This window comes from Polaromonas sp. OV174 (assembly GCF_900112285.1).
GTDB lineage: Bacteria > Pseudomonadota > Gammaproteobacteria > Burkholderiales > Burkholderiaceae_C > Polaromonas.
Genome location: NZ_FOKZ01000004.1, coordinates 1 through 18,244, shown reverse-complemented (window position 1 = coordinate 18,244; position 18,244 = coordinate 1). Strand labels below are relative to the sequence as shown.

At 62.5% G+C, this 18,244-nt stretch carries 19 protein-coding genes and 1 riboswitch; of the genes, 10 read left to right on the top strand and 9 right to left on the bottom strand.

Going from position 1 to position 18,244, the window contains the following annotated elements; genetic code table 11:
• Positions 1-44 precede the first annotated feature (44 nt).
• Positions 45-2,030, bottom strand: coding sequence for a monovalent cation:proton antiporter family protein (locus tag BM160_RS04775; protein WP_092001359.1), 1,986 nt, complete (start codon positions 2,028-2,030; stop codon positions 45-47).
• A 118-nt stretch (positions 2,031-2,148) separates the two neighbouring features.
• Here BM160_RS04775 and BM160_RS04770 point away from each other — a divergent pair, with 118 nt between their 5' ends.
• The 4 genes from BM160_RS04770 to BM160_RS04755 all read left to right on the top strand — a co-directional run bounded on the left by BM160_RS04770 (position 2,149) and on the right by BM160_RS04755 (position 5,238).
• A complete protein-coding gene (locus tag BM160_RS04770; protein WP_092001354.1) occupies positions 2,149-3,141 on the top strand; it encodes a KpsF/GutQ family sugar-phosphate isomerase in 993 nt (330 codons plus the stop codon).
• 1 nt (position 3,142) lies between these two features.
• On the top strand, positions 3,143-3,688 hold the full coding sequence (locus BM160_RS04765; protein WP_092001351.1) for a KdsC family phosphatase: 546 nt from the start codon (positions 3,143-3,145) through the stop codon (positions 3,686-3,688).
• A 98-nt stretch (positions 3,689-3,786) separates the two neighbouring features.
• Positions 3,787-4,398, top strand: coding sequence for an LPS export ABC transporter periplasmic protein LptC (lptC, locus tag BM160_RS04760; protein WP_369821744.1), 612 nt, complete (start codon positions 3,787-3,789; stop codon positions 4,396-4,398).
• A gap of 63 nt (positions 4,399-4,461) precedes the next feature.
• A complete protein-coding gene (locus BM160_RS04755) occupies positions 4,462-5,238 on the top strand; it encodes an SDR family oxidoreductase (protein ID WP_092001345.1) in 777 nt (258 codons plus the stop codon).
• Between the two features lie 178 nt (positions 5,239-5,416).
• Here the strand turns inward: BM160_RS04755 and BM160_RS04750 are convergent, their stop codons facing one another.
• The 3 genes from BM160_RS04750 to BM160_RS04740 all read right to left on the bottom strand — a co-directional run bounded on the left by BM160_RS04750 (position 5,417) and on the right by BM160_RS04740 (position 6,987).
• The gene (locus BM160_RS04750; protein WP_092001342.1) at positions 5,417-5,863 is read right to left on the bottom strand and encodes an RNA recognition motif domain-containing protein; all 447 of its coding nucleotides are present in this window, start codon (positions 5,861-5,863) and stop codon (positions 5,417-5,419) included.
• Positions 5,864-6,147: 284 nt separating this feature from the next.
• Complete coding sequence (locus BM160_RS04745; RefSeq protein WP_092002039.1) at positions 6,148-6,387, bottom strand: zf-HC2 domain-containing protein; 240 nt, start codon at positions 6,385-6,387, stop codon at positions 6,148-6,150.
• Between the two features lie 33 nt (positions 6,388-6,420).
• The gene (locus BM160_RS04740) at positions 6,421-6,987 is read right to left on the bottom strand and encodes a sigma-70 family RNA polymerase sigma factor (RefSeq protein ID WP_092001340.1); all 567 of its coding nucleotides are present in this window, start codon (positions 6,985-6,987) and stop codon (positions 6,421-6,423) included.
• A gap of 105 nt (positions 6,988-7,092) precedes the next feature.
• Positions 7,093-7,274: riboswitch (yybP-ykoY riboswitch) on the top strand.
• 1 nt (position 7,275) lies between these two features.
• Here BM160_RS04740 and BM160_RS04735 point away from each other — a divergent pair.
• From BM160_RS04735 to otnI, 5 genes are all read left to right on the top strand, one after another.
• The gene (locus BM160_RS04735; protein WP_092001337.1) at positions 7,276-7,839 is read left to right on the top strand and encodes a TMEM165/GDT1 family protein; all 564 of its coding nucleotides are present in this window, start codon (positions 7,276-7,278) and stop codon (positions 7,837-7,839) included.
• Positions 7,840-7,968: 129 nt separating this feature from the next.
• On the top strand, positions 7,969-9,126 hold the full coding sequence (locus BM160_RS04730) for a homoserine O-succinyltransferase MetX (RefSeq protein ID WP_092001334.1): 1,158 nt from the start codon (positions 7,969-7,971) through the stop codon (positions 9,124-9,126).
• Positions 9,123-9,731, top strand: coding sequence for a methionine biosynthesis protein MetW (gene metW, locus BM160_RS04725; protein WP_092001331.1), 609 nt, complete (start codon positions 9,123-9,125; stop codon positions 9,729-9,731). Before BM160_RS04730 ends, metW begins: the two co-directional genes overlap by 4 nt.
• Before the next feature lie 232 nt (positions 9,732-9,963).
• Positions 9,964-11,823, top strand: coding sequence for a SulP family inorganic anion transporter (locus tag BM160_RS04720; protein WP_092001329.1), 1,860 nt, complete (start codon positions 9,964-9,966; stop codon positions 11,821-11,823).
• Between the two features lie 3 nt (positions 11,824-11,826).
• Positions 11,827-12,639 carry a 2-oxo-tetronate isomerase gene (otnI, locus tag BM160_RS04715; RefSeq protein ID WP_092001326.1) on the top strand — a complete coding sequence of 271 codons (813 nt, stop codon included), beginning with the start codon at positions 11,827-11,829 and terminating at the stop codon, positions 12,637-12,639.
• Here the strand turns inward: otnI and alkB are convergent.
• The 5 genes from alkB to BM160_RS04690 form a co-directional block, all read right to left on the bottom strand.
• Positions 12,623-13,276, bottom strand: coding sequence for a DNA oxidative demethylase AlkB (gene alkB / locus BM160_RS04710; RefSeq protein ID WP_092001323.1), 654 nt, complete (start codon positions 13,274-13,276; stop codon positions 12,623-12,625). The genes otnI and alkB overlap by 17 nt on opposite strands.
• Before the next feature lie 27 nt (positions 13,277-13,303).
• Positions 13,304-14,023 carry a 2OG-Fe(II) oxygenase gene (locus BM160_RS04705; protein ID WP_092001320.1) on the bottom strand — a complete coding sequence of 240 codons (720 nt, stop codon included), beginning with the start codon at positions 14,021-14,023 and terminating at the stop codon, positions 13,304-13,306.
• Between the two features lie 135 nt (positions 14,024-14,158).
• Entirely contained in the window at positions 14,159-14,560 is a 402-nt protein-coding gene (locus tag BM160_RS04700; protein WP_092002036.1) for a nuclear transport factor 2 family protein, read from the bottom strand.
• Positions 14,561-14,701: 141 nt separating this feature from the next.
• Positions 14,702-15,118 carry a Cu(I)-responsive transcriptional regulator gene (cueR, locus tag BM160_RS04695; protein ID WP_092001317.1) on the bottom strand — a complete coding sequence of 139 codons (417 nt, stop codon included), beginning with the start codon at positions 15,116-15,118 and terminating at the stop codon, positions 14,702-14,704.
• The gene (locus tag BM160_RS04690) at positions 15,115-17,556 is read right to left on the bottom strand and encodes a heavy metal translocating P-type ATPase (protein ID WP_092001313.1); all 2,442 of its coding nucleotides are present in this window, start codon (positions 17,554-17,556) and stop codon (positions 15,115-15,117) included. The genes cueR and BM160_RS04690 overlap by 4 nt, the downstream gene beginning before the upstream one ends.
• A gap of 199 nt (positions 17,557-17,755) precedes the next feature.
• Here BM160_RS04690 and BM160_RS04685 point away from each other — a divergent pair, with 199 nt between their 5' ends.
• Positions 17,756-17,944: a heavy-metal-associated domain-containing protein gene (locus tag BM160_RS04685; protein ID WP_092001310.1), complete on the top strand. Its 189-nt coding sequence runs from the start codon at positions 17,756-17,758 to the stop codon at positions 17,942-17,944.
• Positions 17,945-18,244: the final 300 nt, after the last annotated feature.

The window sequence follows — 18,244 nt, the reverse complement described above, 5'->3', positions numbered from 1 at the left end:
TTTTGCCCTGTACCTTGGGGGGCGCGCCGCTTGCGTGCGGTTCGTCAGCCGCGCAGCAGCGCCTGCTCTGCGATGGCCAGTGCCTCGGGCTTGCCGGACAGCACCAAGGTGTCACCCTCTTCCAGCCAGGCTTCTTCAAGCGCCTTCTGGGTTTTGCCATTGCCGCGCCGCAGGCTGACAACGCGCACGCCGGTGGTCTGCAAGGCCAGCGCGCCCAGTGTTTGGCCGACCGACTTGTTGCCGGGCGGCAGTGTCACGGTCGACAGGCGTTCTTGTTCGAGTTCGCCCACGGTGTCATCGTCGGCACCGCGAAAATAACCGCGCAGCAGGTTGTAGCGCGCATCGCGCTGGTCCTGTACGACACGAATCACGCGGCGCATGGGCACACCCACCAGCGCCAGCGCATGGCTGGCCAGCATCAGGCTGCCTTCTATGGCTTCGGGCACGACTTCGGTGGCGCCGGCAGCCTGCAATTTTTCCAGATCCTGGTCGTCCACGGTGCGCACAATCACCGGTACCGTGGGCGCATGGGCGCGTGCGTTGGCCAGCAGTTTCAGGGCGCTGGCGGTATCCAGATAGGTCACCACCACGGCACTGGCGCGGGACAGTCCGGCCGCCATCAAGGCCTGTAGGCGCACCGCATCGCCAAACACCACCGAGTCACCGGCCGCTGCAGCCTGGCGCACCCGATCCGGATCCAGATCCAGTGCCATGTAGGGAATGCCTTCGCGCTCCAGCATGTGGCCCAGGTTCTGGCCGCAGCGACCGTAGCCGCAAATGATGACGTGCTTGTTGACGTTCATGGATTTGCTGGCAATGGTGGTCATCTGCAGCGACTGCTGCAACCATTCGCTGGCGACCAGCTTCAGCACGATGCGATTGCTGTACATGATGATGAAGGGCGTGGCCAGCATGGACAGCACCATGCTGGCCAGGATGGCGTTCAGCAAGGTGGGCGGCACCAGCCGGCTGTCTTGCGCCAGCGACAGCAGCACAAAACCGAACTCACCGGCCTGTGCCAGATACAGACCGGTGCGCAAAGAAACGCCACCGGTTGCTCCCAGCCAGCGTGCCAGCCCGGTGACCAGCACCAGCTTGAACAGAACGGGCAGTATCAGCAGCAGCAACACCAGCGCCCACTGCCGTGCCACCTCGTGCCAGTCCAGCATCATGCCGACGCTGATGAAGAAAAGCCCCAGCAAGACGTCGTGAAATGGCCGGATGTCGGTTTCGACCTGGTGCTTGTACTCGGTTTCCGAAATCAGCATGCCGGCGATGAAGGCGCCCAGTGCCAGGCTCAGGCCCGCCAACTCGGTCAGCCAGCTAAGAGCCAGCGTGACCAGCAGCAGGTTGAGGACAAACAGCTCTTCGCTTTTGCGCCTGGCCACGATGGTGAGCCACCAGCGCATCAAGCGCTGGCCGCCAGTCAGCAACAGGCCGACCAGCAGCGTGGCTTTCAAACCGGCAATCGCCAGCGCCATGAAGAGTTGATCGGGAGAGGAACCCAGTGCCGGAATCAATACCAGCAGCGGCACCACGGCCAGATCCTGGAACAGCAGCACGCCCATCACGCGCTGGCCATGCTCGGAGGCCAGCTCCAGGCGTTCGGACAGCAGCTTGACCACGATGGCCGTGCTGCTCATGGCGATGGCGCCTGACAGCGCCAGCGCGGTCTGCCACTCCATGGTCCATAAAGTGGGCGCCATGCTGGCCAGAAACAATGAACCGAAGGTCACAAAGATCATGGTCATCGAGACCTGGAGCAGGCCCAGGCCAAAGACATGGCGGCGCATGGAGCGCAGCTTGGACAGGTTGAATTCCAGTCCGATCACAAACATCAGAAACACCACGCCGAACTCGCCCAGATGGCGTACCGCATCTGCGCTTTGCGCAACCGCCAGCGCATGTGGGCCAATCAGCACGCCGACGGCCAGATAGCCCAGCATGGGCGGTAATTTGAGCGAACGGCAGGCCACCACCCCCAGCACGGCAGCCAGCAGGTAAAGCAAGGTGATCTCAAGCGCACTCATGGCTTGATAGTAGCGGATGAGCCTGCTCTGACCGGCCCCGATCTCTTGTCGTTTTTCAGCCCTGTTCCGGCTATGCGTAGACCCCGTGTGTCTTTGCGCTCCTCTATAGAATGCGGCAATGAGCTTTGACACCGCGAAATTTGATGCCGAGCAGGCGCTGACGCTTGCCCGCAAGACCTTTGAGATTGAGGCCGCGGCCGTGCTGGGCTTGGCCGCACGCGTAGGAACCGAGTTTGTCCAGGCGATCGGCCTGCTGGTGGCGTGTCGCGGCCGCGTGGTGGTGATGGGCATGGGCAAGAGCGGTCATATAGGCCGCAAGATTGCTGCCACGCTGGCTTCCACCGGCACGCCTTCCCTGTTTGTACATCCGGCCGAAGCCAGCCATGGTGACTTGGGCATGATCCAGGCCATTGATGTCGTGTTGGCCATTTCCAATAGCGGCGAGAGCGAGGAACTGACGGCGATTTTGCCGGTGTTGAGCCGCCTCGGTGTGCCGCTGATCGCCATTACCGGCGGGTTGCAGTCGACGCTGGCCAAGCAGGCTCGCGTCGTCCTTGACAGCAGCGTCGCCAGGGAAGCTTGTCCCTTGAATCTGGCGCCCACGGCCAGTACCACGGCGCAACTTGCGCTTGGCGATGCCCTGGCCGTGGCTTTGCTGGATGCGCGCGGCTTCAAGGAAGAGGACTTTGCCCGCTCGCACCCCGGTGGGGCCTTGGGTCGCAAGCTGTTGACTCACGTCAGTGACGTGATGCGCAGTGGCGATGCCATTCCTCAGGTGCGATTAGAGACTTCATTTGTAGACCTCATGCGCGAGATGAGCGCCAAGGGCCTGGGGGCGTCCGCCGTGGTGGACGAAAACCGGCGAGTCCTCGGCATTTTCACTGACGGTGACTTGCGCCGCCTGGTGGAAAAAGGCGCGGACTTGCGCAGCAGCACGGCGGGCGCGGTGATGCATGCCCAGCCACGCACGGTGCGGGCCGATTCCCTGGCCGTCGAGGCGGTGGCGTTGATGGAGCAGCACGGCATTACCAGTGTGTTGGTGGTGGATCAGGCCGGAGAGTTGTGTGGAGCGCTCAACACCCACGACTTGATGCGTGCCAAGGTGATTTGATATGACGCCTGCCTTGAATTTTTCTCCCGAACTGCTGCTGCGTGCACAGGGGGTGAAAGTCGCCTTTTTTGATGTCGATGGCGTGCTGACGGATGGCGGGCTTTATTTGTCCGAGGCCGGCGAGAGCCTCAAGCGCTTCAATATTCTGGATGGCTTGGGCCTGAAGCTGTTGCAAAAAGCCGGCATCACACCCGCAGTCATCACCGGCCGCGACAGTCCTGTGCTGCGCGCGCGCTTGCAAGCGCTGGGCATCACGCACGCGCACTTTCGCACCGAAGACAAGCGTCCTGCTGCCGAAATCACCTTGCAGGCCCTGGGCTTGGATTGGAGCGCGGCGGCGGCCATGGGCGATGACTGGCCCGATCTGCCCGTGATGCGACGAGTGGCCTTGAGTTGCGCGCCAGCGAATGCCCATAGTGAGGTCAGAGCGCAAGCCCACCATGTCACGCAAGCCTGCGGCGGCCAGGGCGCTGCACGCGAATTTTGTGATGTGCTGCTGATTGCCAGCGGGCGTTATGCCAGTTTGCTGCAGGAATATAGCCAATGACAGGCGTTCTACCCGATCCAGGCCAGGGCCGTAGTGTTGCGCCGTCGCCAGGGGCCTGGCGCAATTTCTTGCATTTATGGGACCGCATGGCTATTTACATGCCCGTTCTGTTGATGGGCTCGCTGGCCTTGAGCACTTATTGGTTGGTACGAAATGCGCCTACCTTCAGCGCCCCTGAGGTGGTCAAGGAGTCGGGTCACGAGGTAGATTACTTCATGCGCAAGTTCACCATCAAGACCTTTGACGAGAACGGCAAACTCAAAAGCGAAGTCTATGGCACCGAGGCACGACATTTCCAAGACACCGACATTCTGGAAATCGACCAGGCTCGGATTCATAGCATCAGCATCGACGGGCGGCTCACGACGGCCACGGCGAATCGGGCTTATACCAATGGCGATGGTTCGGAAGTTCAGTTGACCGGCAATGCGCGGGTGGTACGTGATTCCAGCAAGGACGCCAATGGCAAAGAGATGCCGCGACTGGAGTTTCGTGGGGAATTCCTGCATGCCTTTTTAAACGAAGAGCGTGTTCAGTCCCACAAACCTGTCATTTTGATCCGGGGCACCGACCAGTTCACCGGCGACACTTTTGCCTACGATAACCTGGACCAAGTAGCCAATCTGAAAGGCCGGGTTCGAGGTGTGTTGATGCCCAAATCATCGAGTGCTGCCGCGAGTCCCGCTGCTGCCAAGCCCCCAGCCCGCTAACGCTTCGTACCGTGGCCGTGTATGGCCCCGGCCCTGCCCGTTTTCAACTCAGGTCAGTCCAGCATGTCCAGACTCGTGTTCATCACCGGTGCATCCAGCGGCCTTGGCCAGGCCCTGGCGCTGCGCTATTACGCGGCGGGCTATCGCCTGGCGCTGACTGCACGTCGAACCGCGGAAGTCCAGTCCTGGGCCGAGGCCAATGCCATCAGCGCCAGCCGCTGTCAGATTTATGGCGCCGATGTGTCAGATATAGACAGCATAGTGACAGCAGGCCAGGCCTGTATCGCAGGGCAAGGTTTGCCCGATGTGGTCATCGCCAGTGCCGGCGTCAGCATAGGCATGGATAGCGCGGTGTTGGAGGATCTGGAGGTGATGGCGCAAACCTTTGCCACCAACAACATCGGCATGGCCGCCACTTTTCACCCATTTATGGCTGGCATGGTGGTGCGTGGTAGCGGCGCGCTGGTGGGAATTGGCAGCGTGGCCGGCGCGCGTGGCTTGCCAGGTCACGGCGCCTATTGTGCGAGCAAGGCCGCAGTCATCAGCTATTGCGAAAGCTTGCGTGGCGAGCTTCGCTCCAGCGGGGTGAAGGTGGTGACGATTTGCCCTGGCTATATCGACACGCCGCTGACGCGGCAAAACCGTTATGCCATGCCGTTTCTGATGAAGGCCGATAGTTTTGCTGACAAGGCTTTTGCCTCCATCCAGGCGGGTCATAGTTACCGCGTGATTCCCTGGCAAATGGGTGTGGTTGCCAAGTTGCTGCGTCTTTTGCCGAATAGGTTGTTCGACTGGGCTTTGGCCGGCCGTGCCCGTAAACATCGGCAGGGCGAGCGCTGATCACAGCCTGCTAGCCCAGATTTACATATTGAACCAAGGGCTTCTTGCGATCGTGATCAATAGATAAAAGCAAAAAGGCTTCAAAACCTAAGTTCTGAAGCCTTTTAAAGCAATCTTCAGTCAATGACCGAAGATGCTGTTTGTGCTAACTAGTAAGTCAGCTGCTTAAAAGCAGGGCTTAGTAGCCGCCGCGTCCACCGCCGCCGCCACCGGAACGACCGCCGCCAGCACCGCCGCCGCCGTACGGGCTACGGAAACCGCCGTCGCTGCCGCCACCGGAACGGCCGCCGCCGCCGTAACCGCCGCCACCACCACCAGCACCACCGCCGTAACCGCCACCACCGCCGCCGAAGCCGCCGGTACGTGGAGGACGTGCTTCCATGGGACGCGCTTCGTTCACGACAACGCTACGGCCGCCCAAAGGCTGACCGTTCATGCCGTTGATGGCTGCTTGTGCTTCTGCATCGCTAGCCATTTCGACAAAGCCAAAGCCCTTGGAGCGACCGGTGTCGCGTTCCATCATGACTTTAGCGCTGGTGACAGCGCCGAATTGACCAAAGGATTGTTGCAGGTCTTCGTCACGCACCGAGTAAGGCAGGTTGCCGACGTAAAGTTTGTTGCCCATGAAGGGACTCCTCTAAAACACAAAAATAAAAGCGATGGGGTCCCGAAAGCACAACAAATCTTATACGTACCGCTGTAGCGCGCGAAACTTACCGATCACCTAACATGCATAAATGCGTGCATTTACACGCCTCTATTATGCTCCAGTTATAGAAAAAGCAAGCAACTATCGTTTATACCTAGACGTCGCAGGGGCGCTCAAAGCCGCAGAAACAGGGCGTTTGAACCCTTCTAGCCATCCCAATGGCAGGTGTGTTGCAGCATAGGGTTGACTCTTCGCGGTTTTCAGATTTTGGGTGCCGAACCGGCCTTTTGATCCGCTTCGCTGCCGTAGTGACGCCAGCGCCCCATGGCTGCTCTCAAGGTCAGCACCTGGTTTTCAAATTTCGGACAAGCGTCACACGCCAGCAGGTGCAGCTTCAGCGCGATGCGATCTGGTAGTCCCAAGGGACGGTCTTCGCGGGCGATCAGCAGCGCGGCAGCCTGCCGGCAGCTGCGTCTTAACAAAGTGAATGTCGTTTTCACATCAAACAATCATGAGCAAGACCATCGGAAGGCTCAGGCGCTGTGCTTGCCAAACCAGTGAAGGTTCAGGCATTCCTGCAAGCGCAATCGAGCCCGGTGCAATTGGACATACAAGTTAGTCGGGGTGAGCGACAGTTCCTTACAGATCTCTGGTGAAGAAAGTTCCAGCCACTCACGCATCAAAAACAGCCGTCCCAGCGCCGGAGGCAGACGCTCCATGCAGGCGTCCAGCACGGCAAAGAATTGCGCCTGCTGCAAGGTCTGCTCGGGGTCCCCCCAGTCATTGGGGGTTTGAGCAAAGTGGCCATCGGCCTTGAATGACAGGCGGTCAAGTTCACCGCCCTCGCTGACCATCTGCGTATCTGGCGCGGCAACCAGTCGCGCATTGCTGCGAATCAGGTCAATGACCTTGTGTTTGAGAATGCCGACCAGCCAGGTTTTGAGCTGGGAGCGCTGCTCAAACATCTGCGGTTTGGACAATGCCGCCAGCAGCGTTTCGGACACGGCATCCTCGGCCCAGGCTTCATTGCGCAGCTGCAGGCGTGCGAACCGCAGTAGATATGCGCGGTGTTCCAGCAGTTGCTCTTCGAAGCTTGGCATGAACGCAGTCTAGTGGCAGTGCTGTCGCTTGTGGGTAAAAAGCGGTGCGTGCCTGGTAATGGCTATACCGTCCAGGGGAAGGGCTTGCCGCCCGGTTCTATAATGAGCGCTGTCATTGGGGAGTAGCCAGCCTTTCAATTTTTGAAAGGGGCTTGCGTCAACAGACTTGTCCAGCATGGACATGGCGCAAGCGGTCTTCGGATCAAGCGAGACCTTTGACTGCACAGCCACCGTTTTAGGCCGGGGGGGTCGTGCAGTCATGGGTTTTTGTTCCGGCCGGAGTTATTCATGGAAGCCTTCCTCATATCCACCGGCATCGTCGCCCTCGCCGAAATGGGTGACAAAACCCAGCTGCTCGCGCTGGTGCTGGCGGCTCGGTTTCGCAAACCCTGGCCCATAGTTCTGGGTATTTTTGTCGCCACCATTGCCAACCACGCCATGGCCGGCGCACTGGGCGCCTGGGTCACCACCCTGATCAGTCCGCAAATCCTGCGCTGGATTTTGGGCGCTTCCTTCCTCGCCATGGCGGTGTGGATGCTGATACCGGACAAGCTTGACGATGAAGAGGGCTCGAGCGCGCCGCGCTTTGGCGTTTTCGGCACCACCGTGCTGGCGTTTTTCCTGGCTGAAATGGGCGACAAAACCCAGATTGCCACCGTCATGCTGGCCGCCCGCTACGAAGCCTATTACGCCGTGGTGGCCGGCACCACGCTGGGCATGATGCTGGCCAATGCGCCCGTGGTCTGGCTCGGTGAGCGCGTCACGCGGCTGGTGCCGTTGCGCGTGGTCCATATCGTGTCGGCGCTGGTTTTTGCGGTGCTGGGTGTGCTGGCGCTGCTGATCAAGGCCTAGCTTGCTATACTTGCCCTGCGCCGATTTGCTCAGCTTGCGGGCGCGTAAAAAGTTCAGCTAAAGACGACATCCATCAACCCGGACTCGCTTTAGCGATGCCGGGTTTTTTGTTTTTCTACAGGTGATTTCTTGACCTTAGTTGCGACACCGCAGACCATGCATTTCGCCGAGGCCCTGCCTCTGCAAAGCGGCGCGTCGATTCGCGCTTATGACCTGAGTTACGAGACTTACGGCGAGCTCAACGCCGACAAGTCCAATGCCGTGCTGATCTGCCACGCGCTCAATGCCTCCCACCATGTGGCTGGTGTTTACTGCGACGACAGCGGCGCCGTCATCGCCAAGTCCGAAGGCTGGTGGGACACCATGATAGGCCCGGGCAAACCGGTGGATACCGATCGATTTTTCGTCATTGGCGTCAACAATCTGGGCTCGTGCTTCGGCTCCACCGGACCGATGCAGCGCCACCCCGACACTAACGAAATCTACGGCGCGGATTTTCCTGTCGTCACGGTGCAGGACTGGGTGGCGGCCCAGGCCAGGCTGCTCGATGCGCTGGGCATACGGCAACTGGCCGCCGTCATGGGCGGCAGCCTGGGCGGCATGCAGGCGCTGGCCTGGACCTTGCAATACCCCGAACGCATGCGCCACGCCGTGGTGGTGGCCAGCGCGCCCAATCTGACGGCCGAAAACATTGCCTTCAATGAAGTCGCCCGCCGCGCCATCGTCACCGACCCCGACTTTCACGGCGGCCATTTCTACCGCCACGGCGTGCTGCCAAAACGCGGCCTGCGTATCGCCCGCATGATTGGCCACATCACCTATCTCAGCGACGACGTGATGAACGAAAAGTTCGGCCGCCAACTGAGGGATGCGGTGATCGACAGCGCCAGCGCGAGTGGCTACAAATATTCAACCCAGGACGTGGAGTTCCAGATTGAAAGCTATCTGCGCTACCAGGGCGACAAGTTTGCCGAGTACTTTGACGCCAACACCTATTTGCTGATCACCCGTGCGCTGGACTACTTTGACCCGGCCAGCGCCTTTGGCGGCGACCTGAGCCTGGCCCTGGCGCAAGCCAAGGCCAAATTCCTGCTGGTCAGCTTCACCACCGACTGGCGCTTTTCCCCGGCGCGCAGCCGCGAAATCGTCAAGGCCTTGCTCGACAACCAGCGCGACGTCAGTTACGCGGAGATTGATGCTCCCCATGGCCATGATGCATTTTTGCTCGATGACGCCCGTTACATGGGCGTGGTTCGCTCCTATTTTCAGAGCAAGGTGGCATCATGAACGGACTGCCTGAGGTGAAGACGCAGCCTTCCGCCAATCTGCTGTCGATTGCCAGACTGGTGCCCAAGGGCTCGCGCGTGCTCGACCTGGGCTGCGGCACCGGCGAACTGCTGGACTATCTGATCCGTGAGCGCGGCTGCTCCGGCTACGGTGTGGAAATCGACGACGCCAATGTGCAGGCCTGCGTGGCGCGCGGCGTCAACGTGATCCAGCTCAACCTGGACGAAGGCCTGGCGGTGTTCGGCGACAACTCCTTTGACGTGGTGCTGCAGATCGATACCTTGCAGCATTTGCGCAATGCCGAAGTCATGCTGCGCGAAACCGCGCGCGTGGGTCGCATCGGCATCGTGACCTTTCCCAACTTCGCCCACTGGCCGAATCGCCTGGCGGTGCTGCGCGGCCGCATGCCGGTGACCAAGACCTTGCCTTACCAGTGGTATGACACGCCCAATATCCGCGTCGGCACGCTGCGCGACTTCGAGGCGCTGGCGGTGAAAAACCAGCTGCGGGTGCTCGATGAGTTTGGCCTGCAGGACGGCCGGGAAATCCGCTTCTGGCCCAATGCGCGCGCCAGCCGGGCGGTGTTCAAGTTCCAGCGAGCCTGAGTGGGGTCACCGCCGTCGTTGTGGTGGCGGTGATTGCCAATGGCGCTCTCATTTTTATAGCTGCCGTCGCTTATCTATAGAGCGCTACAGGCCTTTTTGATACCAAAACTGATGGGCGTGCTTGCCGCTATGCCGTGATGGCGGCCTCGGGTTTGGCCGGGCTGTCGCCGCGCTGGCTGGGTCTGGCCCGACAATCCGGGGGACTTGTCCACGCTATGCTTGAAGTCTCGTGATGAAATCCTCAGATACCCCTAGCACCTCGCTTGCTCTTCCCTTGCTTGAACGCCTGTTTGGCGCTTGGGTCAGGCAACTGACACCAGCCACCCTGCGCGCCGATGCCATGGCCGGCTTGCTGGGCGCGGTGCTGGTCTTGCCGCAAGGCATTGCCTTTGCCACGCTGGCCGGCCTGCCGCCCGAATACGGCTTGTACACCGCCATCGTTCCCTGCATCATCGCCGCGCTGTTCGGCTCCAGCTTGCATGTGATGTCTGGCCCGACCAATGCCAATTCGCTGGCACTGTTTGCCATGCTCTCGCCGCTGGCCATGGCCTTCAGCCCGGCCTACATCCAGCTGGCGCTGGCCGTCACCGTGATGGTCGGCGTGCTGCAATGGCTGATAGGCGCTTTGCGCCTGGGCGTGCTGGCCAACTTCATCTCGCCGGCGGTGCTGTTTGGCTTCACCTCGGGTGCTGCGCTGCTGATAGCGGTGCATGCCCTGCCCGATTTTCTGGGCCTGGCCGCTGCGCCCGAGCACAGCGCCGGCGCCGTGCTCAAGCACGTGATCAGCCACTTGACGTCGGCGCAGCCGGCCGCGCTGGTGGTGGCTGCCATCACCCTGGGTGTGGCCTTGCTGCTGCGCCGCTTTCGCCGCAACTGGCCTTACATGCTCATAGGCCTGGTGGTCGCCACCGCGCTGGCCTGGTTGTGGACGCACTACGCCAGCGCGACGCCGTCAGCGGCGCTGCGCACCGTGGGCCATATCGCCACGCCCTGGCCACGTTTCCAGGTGCCCGACATCAGCTGGGCCCAGGCCTCGGAGCTGATAGGCCTGGCTTTTGCGCTGACCATTGTGGCCCTGGGCCAGGCGATCTCCATCGCCAAGACGGTGGCCCTGAAGTCTGGCCAGCGTATTGACGCGAACCGCGAGTTTCGCGGTCAGGGCCTGTCCAACATCGTGGGCGGCTTTTTCTCCAGCTATGTGTCCTGCGGCTCCATGAACCGCTCCATGCCGAATCTGGAGGCCGGCGCGCGCACGCCGCTGGCCTCGGTGTTCTCGGCGCTGCTGCTGCTGGCACTGGTGGCCTTCAGCGCGCAGCTGCTGGCGCAGATTCCTATGGCCGCGCTGTCGGCGCTGCTGGTCTTGGTGGCCATGAACTTGCTGGCGCTGGCGCGCTGGCGCGAGCTCTTCGGTTTGAGCCGCAGCGATTTCGGCGTGGCGCTGGCGACTATGATCGCCACCGTCACCATCCGGCTGGAGATTGCCATCTTGCTCGGCATGTTGTTGTCGCTGATGCTGTTTCTGTACCGCACCTCGCGCCCGGCCATGCGCAGCATGGGCTTTGACAGCCGCGGCCTGGACCGCCAGTTTGTGGTGATAGACCCCGAGCCGGAAGCGGCGAATGGATCAAATAGGTCTGACGAGCCGCCGCGCCAGGCCTTACCCGAGTGCCCGCAGCTCAAGCTGCTGCGCATGGAGGGCGAGGTCTATTTCGGTGCCACCCAGCATGTGGCCGACATCTTGCACGCGCTGCGCAGCCAGCCGCAGCCGCAAAAGCATTTGCTGATTATGGCCAAGAGCATGAACTTCATCGATCTGGCCGGGGCCGAGCTGTGGGAGAGCGAACTCGCCGCGCGCCGCGCCATGGGCGGCAACCTCTACTTTCACCGGCCGCGGCCCGAAGTGATTCGCATGTGGCGCAAGACCGGCTTCACCGATGTGCTGGGCCCGGAGCACCAGTTCCCCGACAAGTTCACCGCGATTTCCACCATCTTCAGCAAGCTGGATCCGGAAATTTGCCGGCATTGCACGGCCAGGATTTTCTGGGAATGCAAAACCGCGCCCGGCGCCGAGCAGGCCGAAGCCAAGGCCTGACCCATGCCCCGTTTTGCCGCCAACCTCAGCTGGCTCTACACCGAGCTGCCTTTTCCGGAGCGCTTTGCGGCGGCGGCCGGCGATGGCTTCAAGGCAGTGGAGATTTTGTCGCCCTATGCCTGGCCTGCGGGCGAATTGAAGGCGCTGCTGGCCGCGCATGACTTGCAACTGGTGCTCATCAACGCCCCGCCCGGTGGCACGGACGCCGCCGGCATTGAGCGCGCCTGGGCCACCGGCCAGAAGGGCCTGGCCTGCCTGCCCGGGCGCGAGGACGAATTCCGCGCCGGCATCGCCATGGCGCTGGACTACGCGCAAGTGCTGGCATGCCCGCGCATCCATGTGATGGCCGGTGTGCTGCCCGAGGGCGTGGCGCGCCAGGCGGTGCAAGCCACTTATGTGGATAACTTGCGCCAGGCCGCCAAGGTCGGCGTGGAGCTGCTGATAGAACCCATCAACAGCCGCGACATCCCGCGTTATTTTTTGAATCGGCAAGACCATGCGCACGACATCATTGGTGAAGTCGGCGCCGCCAATCTCAAGGTGCAGATGGACCTCTACCACTGTCAGGTGGTGGAAGGCGACCTGGCCATGAAGCTGCGCCACTACCTGCCTACCGGGCGGGTCGGCCATATCCAGATCGCCGGCGCGCCCGGGCGCCATGAGCCCGATGTGGGCGAAATCAACTACCCCTATTTGTTTGCCCTGCTGGATGAGCTGGGCTATGGCGGCTGGGTCGGTTGCGAATACCAACCGGCGCGCGGTGCGCAAGCCGGCGCCACGGCGGCCGGGCTGGGCTGGCTCAGACCGCTCGTCTGAAGGTCAGGTTGATGCGCTGCCGCCCCAGGCGGGGGTGATCACCCTCGGCCAGCGGCGCGACACCGTGATAGGCCAGCCGCGACGGGCCGCCCCACACGGCCACGTCGCCGTGCAGCAGCCGGTAACGCGCCGGGTTGTCGCTGCGCCGTGTGCCGCCAAACAAAAACACCGCCGGCAAACCCAGCGACACCGACACAATCGGCGCGCTCAGCTCGCCCTCGTCCCTGTCCTGATGCAGCGACAGGCGCGCGCCGGGTTGGTAGCGGTTGATCAGGCAGGCATTGGGCTTGAAGCCGTTAAATCCCGCCTCGGCGGCGGCGCGCAGCGCCAGCTCGGCAAAGCAGGCGGGCATGGCCGGCCAGGGCTGGCCGGACAACGGGTCGCTGGCGCTGTAGCGATAGCCGCTGCGGTCAGACACCCAGCCCAGCGTGCCGCAATTGCTCATGGCGACCGACATGCTGTGCCCGCCCGGCACCACCAGGTGGCGCAGCGGCGCGGCCGCGATCAGCTGTTCCACCGCCTGTAGCAGCGCTTGCGCCTGCTCCCTGGCAAAGCCGCGCAGCAACACGGCGCCCGGCGCGATCACCTCAGGCGTCACATAGGGACTAGGCGTGTCGTCGAAAAGATCTGCTGTCAAACCGCCTCCTGCTTGCGTTGGCCGTGCTTACTGCGCATCGTGAAAGATGATTCCCAGCGTATGGCGATGGCCGCTGCGCAAGGTGCTGACCCCATGCCGCATGTTGACGCGGTAAAAGCCGCGCGTGCCCTGCACCGGCCTGTGGTGCACCGCAAACACCACGGCGTCGCCTTGCGTCAGCGGCACCACTTCGGCACGTGACTGCATGCGCGGACGCTGTTCGGTCAGCACGAACTCGCCGCCCGTGAAATCCTCGCCGGGCCGTGACAGCAGCACCGCCACCTGGAGGGGAAAGACATGTTCGCCGTACAAGTCCTGATGCAGGCTGTTGTAATCACCAGCGCCGTATTGCAAGAGCAAAGGCGTGGGCTGCTGCTGGCCGGCCTGGTGGCAGCGCGCCAGAAAGTCCGCGTGCTCTTCAGGATAGCGAACGGCTATACCCATGGCTTCGTTCCAGGCATTGGCCAGGCCCACCAGTGGCGGGTACAGCGTGTTGCGCAGGCGCGCCACGGTCTGCGGCAGCGGGTAGCTGAAGTATTGGTATTCGCCTTGGCCGAAGCCATGACGCTGCATCACGACGCGGCTGCGAAAGTGTTGGGCCTGTGGATAGAGAGCGATCAGTGCTTCGCACGCCTGCGCGTCCAGGAGTTTGGGTATGACGGCGCTGCCCTGGCGACTCAGCTCGGCCAGGGTCTCGGCCCAGCGGGCAACGTCAGGCGCAAGAGGGGAAGAAGTAAACAAGTCCATGTCTCAGCATAAACCCGGCGTGCGTCCTGAAGCTCGTCGGATTCGGACGCTTCATTCAGGCCGCCAGCTCGCTCAAGTTCGGGTAATCTGGCCGGCTATTTCCCTGGCAGCAATGCGTTTATTGCAGCAGCGTTATCAATGCACCGCCGCCTTGGATGCTATGGGCGTCTCCGTGTGCATGACGCATTTCCATCCCGTGGGCGTGTTGATCCAGGTCGACGAGTCATGCATTTCCTGCTCAATGCTTTTGCCTTTTCCGCGTGGTGCAATTTTTTGCTTGACGCGGTAGGTCAGAATCGCCGTCGTGTCGCTGGGGAAGACGGTTTCCATGTCGCTGAGTTTGAATGAAGTCACGATCATTGAGCCGTGATCCGCCATTTTTCGATAGCCGGCGTGATCAAACTTCATGGCGCCGTGGGTGCTGACCATGAGTGATGGCTCGCCCAGCATCTCCAGAGCGGTCTCCGTGTCGTGGTCGACCATCGATTGCCAGAACTTCGTCTCCAGGTCGATCAAGGTCTCGCTTGGTGTCGGCATTTGATACTCCTTTTCATGGAAGGCCATTCATCTTCTGCGCCTCCTCGTTCGCGTGCCATCAGACCGAACTCTCTGCGTTGGCAGGACTACTCCTACACGGCCACGCCATGCGCCAAAAAAGGCGCACCAGCCGCCGGCCCGTCAGGCCGCCAGCTCGCTCAAGATCGGGCAATCGGGCCGATTATTGCCCTGGCAGCAATGCGCCAGTTGCTGCAGCGTCTGCCGCATCGCCTCCATCTCGGCAATGCGGCGCTCCAGGTCGGCCACATGGGCCAGCGCGATGCGTTTGACGTCGGCGCTGGCTCGGCGCTTGTTTTGCCAGAGCTTGAGCAGCTCGGCAATCTCCAGCATGCTGAAGCCCAGGTTGCGGGCGCGGCGTATGAAGCGCAGCGTGTGCACTTCCTTGTCGCCATATTGGCGGTAGCCGGCCTCGGTGCGCTGCACCGTGGGCAGCAGGCCTAGCGATTCGTAGTGGCGGATCATCTTGGCTGAAACGCCCGATTGGGCCGCTGCTTGCCCTATGTTTAAAGGGCCGGCCTGTATCAGCGTGGCTGTCATTTGGAGCTTCCTTTCCAGCGCCGCAGCAGCAAGGCATTCATCACCACGCTGACGCTGCTAAACGCCATGGCGGCGCCGGCGATCACCGGGCTGAGCAGGCCAAAGGCCGCCAGCGGTATGCCGATCACGTTGTAGGCAAAGGCCCAGAACAGGTTTTGCCGGATCTTGGCGTAAGTGCGGCGCGAGATGTCTATGGCATCGGCCACCAGCGCCGGGTTGCCGCGCATCAGCGTGATGCCGGCCGCGTGCATGGCCACGTCGGTGCCGGTGGACATGGCAATGCCGACATCGGCGGCGGCCAGCGCCGGTGCGTCGTTGATGCCGTCGCCGACCATGGCGACGCGGCCGCCCGCCTGGCGGAGCTGGTCCTTGAGTTGGCCGATGATGGCGGCCTTGTTTTCGGGCAGCACCTGGGAATGCACGATATCTATGCCGAGTTGTTTTGCGACGGCCTCGGCGCTGCCGCGGTTGTCGCCGGTGACCAGTGCGGTTTGTATGCCCAGCGCGTGCAGGCTGGCCACCGCCGGCGCGGCGCTGGCCTTGAGCGTGTCGCCAAAGGCCAGCAGCGCCAGCAGCTGCGGCGTGGTGTTGGCGGGCGTCACATCGGCCAGCCACGACACCGTGCGGCCCTCGGTTTCCAGCGCCTGGGCGCTGGCCGTGAAATCGCCCAGGTCCACGCCCAGCTCCTGCATGAAGCGCGGGCTGCCCAGGCGCAACTCGCGCCCCTCCACCAGCGCCGCCATGCCGCGCCCGGCCACGGCGCGTACCTGCGTGGCCGCCGGCACCTTGAGCTGTTCCTGGGCCGCCAGTTGCGTGACGGCCCTGGCCAGCGGGTGCTCGCTGCCGGACTGTATGGCGGCGCTCAGTGCCAGCGCCTCATCGCGTGTCACGCCATGGGGCTGCAGCGCCACCAGCTCGGGCTTGCCTTCGGTCAAGGTGCCGGTCTTGTCGAAAGCCACGACCTTCACCTGGTGCGCCACTTCCAACGCCTCGGCGTCCTTGATCAAAATGCCGTGACGCGCCGCCACCCCGGTGCCGGCCATGATGGCCGTGGGCGTGGCCAGGCCCAGCGCGCAGGGGCAGGCAATCACCAGCACGGCCACCGCATTGAGAATGGCCATTTCCCAGTTGCCGGTGAACAAGCCCCAGCCCAGCAGCGTGAGCAGGGCAATGCCAATCACCACCGGCACAAACACCGCGCTGACCTGATCGACCAGGCGCTGAATCGGCGCTTTCTTGGCCTGCGCCGACTCGACCATGCGGACGATGCGCGCCAGTGTCGATTCGGCGCCCACCGCCGTGGTGCGCACCACGATCAGCCCTTCGGCGTTGACCGCGCCGCCGGTGACATGGTCGCCCGCATGCTTGTTGACCGGCAGGCTCTCGCCGGTGATCAGCGATTCATCCACCTGCGTTGCGCCTTCGGTGATCTCGCCGTCCACGGCAATGCGCTCGCCCGGGCGCACCACGATCAGGTCGCCCACTCGCACCTGGCCCACCGGTACCTCCTGGTCCTGGCCGCCCTGGCGGCGCCGCGCGGTTTCCGGCCGCAGCGCATTGAGTGCGCGTATCGCCGCTGTGGTCTGGCGCTTGGCGCGCGCCTCCATCCATTTGCCCAGCAGCACCAGCGTGATGACCACCGCCGAGGCTTCGAAATAAAGGTGCGCCATGCCGTGGTCGCCATGCAGCAGCAACTGGTAGACGCTGAGCCCATAGGCGGCCGAGGTGCCTATGGCGACCAGCAAATCCATGTTGCCGGTTTTGGCGCGCAGCGCCTTGTAGCCGGCGCGGTAAAAGCGCGCGCCCAGCCAGAACTGCACCGGCGTGGCCAGCAGCCACTGCAGCCAGCCGTCCAGCATCCCCGACTTGCCAAACAGCATGCCGAACATCGGCAGCACCAGCGGCGCCGACAGCGCGGCGGCCAGCGCGATGGGCCACCAGCTGGCGCCGGCTGCCTGGGTGGCGCCGCCATCCGCGGTGGAGGCCTGCATTTCCCAGGCGCGGTAACCGGCCTTGTCCACGGCGGCTATGAGTTGCGGCAAGCTGACGGCGCCGCCGGTCACCGTGACCTCGGCGGTTTCTGTGGCCAGGTTGACTTCGGCCGAACGCACGCCGGGCAATTGCTTGAGCGCTTTTTCCACGCGCGTGACGCAAGAGGCGCAAGTCATGTCGCCAATCTTGAGCCGTATCGACTGCTCGCCCACGGCGTAGCCGGCTTTCTCCACCACGGCCTTCAGCGTCTCCATGCTGACTTCGCGGCTGGCCCTGACGCGGGCCTGTTCGGTGGCGAAGTTGACGCTGGCCTCGGCCACACCCGCCACGGCGCCCAAGGCGCGCTCCACCCGCGCCACACACGAGGCGCAGGTCATGCCCTCCACGGGAAACTGCCATTCGGCCAGGCCGGTGGCGGGGGTTTGCAAGTTGGCGCTGAGGTTCATGGCTGGGCTCCGGATCCGGGTATGGTGGTTTGAAGTGTCATGGAGCGAAGTCTGAACCTTACCATCGTGGCAGGGTCAAGCCGGCGCCCGCAATAGCCGACACGCTGCAAGGGCATTGCAGGCCGGGCGTTGACCTTGCCCCATGGCAAGCTTCAGACTTTGGTTTGCAGACATTCATCAACCCTTCAAGAAGTTATTTATGGAATTCACCATCCCCGACATGAGCTGCGGCCACTGCGCCAGCGTCATTACCAAAACCGTGAAGCAAGCCGATCCCGACGCCCAGGTCAGCATTGATCTGGCCAGCAAAAAAGTGACGGTGCAGACCACCGAAGACCGCGAGACCGTGGCTGAGGCGCTGGCCGAGGCGGGTTATCCGGCGCAGTGACGGGTTTTGGATTTTCTTAAGTGTTTCGTAGCCACAGCCTAGAGGGAGCTTGCGTAGACAGCTATTGAATTGATAGTTAGCCGGGGCTATTGAGCGTGGCTGGCCGGGGGTAGCCCGGCGGCTACTTACTTTCTTTTGCTTCGCCAAAAGAAAGTAAGCAAAGAAAAGGCGACCCTACTGTCTGCGACCCTTCGCTTCGCTACGGGCACCCTGCGGTGCTCGGTCCAGCCGGGGTCTCGTGCAAACTCGCCTGCGGCTCAGACAAGCACGAGCCCTGATCCGTCTGGCCCTGCGCTCCTC

Coding starts and splice junctions, on each gene's coding strand:
- BM160_RS04700 (WP_092002036.1), bottom strand. CDS start 14,560: ATGCCGACACCAAGCGAGACCTTGATCGACCTGGAGACGAAGTTCTGG.
- BM160_RS04765 (WP_092001351.1), top strand. CDS start 3,143: ATGACGCCTGCCTTGAATTTTTCTCCCGAACTGCTGCTGCGTGCACAG.
- cueR (WP_092001317.1), bottom strand. CDS start 15,118: ATGACAGCCACGCTGATACAGGCCGGCCCTTTAAACATAGGGCAAGCA.
- BM160_RS04770 (WP_092001354.1), top strand. CDS start 2,149: ATGAGCTTTGACACCGCGAAATTTGATGCCGAGCAGGCGCTGACGCTT.
- BM160_RS04705 (WP_092001320.1), bottom strand. CDS start 14,023: ATGGACTTGTTTACTTCTTCCCCTCTTGCGCCTGACGTTGCCCGCTGG.
- BM160_RS04740 (WP_092001340.1), bottom strand. CDS start 6,987: ATGCCAAGCTTCGAAGAGCAACTGCTGGAACACCGCGCATATCTACTG.
- otnI (WP_092001326.1), top strand. CDS start 11,827: ATGCCCCGTTTTGCCGCCAACCTCAGCTGGCTCTACACCGAGCTGCCT.
- lptC (WP_369821744.1), top strand. CDS start 3,787: ATGCCCGTTCTGTTGATGGGCTCGCTGGCCTTGAGCACTTATTGGTTG.
- BM160_RS04775 (WP_092001359.1), bottom strand. CDS start 2,030: ATGAGTGCGCTTGAGATCACCTTGCTTTACCTGCTGGCTGCCGTGCTG.
- BM160_RS04685 (WP_092001310.1), top strand. CDS start 17,756: ATGGAATTCACCATCCCCGACATGAGCTGCGGCCACTGCGCCAGCGTC.
- BM160_RS04755 (WP_092001345.1), top strand. CDS start 4,462: ATGTCCAGACTCGTGTTCATCACCGGTGCATCCAGCGGCCTTGGCCAG.
- BM160_RS04735 (WP_092001337.1), top strand. CDS start 7,276: ATGGAAGCCTTCCTCATATCCACCGGCATCGTCGCCCTCGCCGAAATG.
- metW (WP_092001331.1), top strand. CDS start 9,123: ATGAACGGACTGCCTGAGGTGAAGACGCAGCCTTCCGCCAATCTGCTG.
- BM160_RS04720 (WP_092001329.1), top strand. CDS start 9,964: ATGAAATCCTCAGATACCCCTAGCACCTCGCTTGCTCTTCCCTTGCTT.
- BM160_RS04690 (WP_092001313.1), bottom strand. CDS start 17,556: ATGAACCTCAGCGCCAACTTGCAAACCCCCGCCACCGGCCTGGCCGAA.
- BM160_RS04750 (WP_092001342.1), bottom strand. CDS start 5,863: ATGGGCAACAAACTTTACGTCGGCAACCTGCCTTACTCGGTGCGTGAC.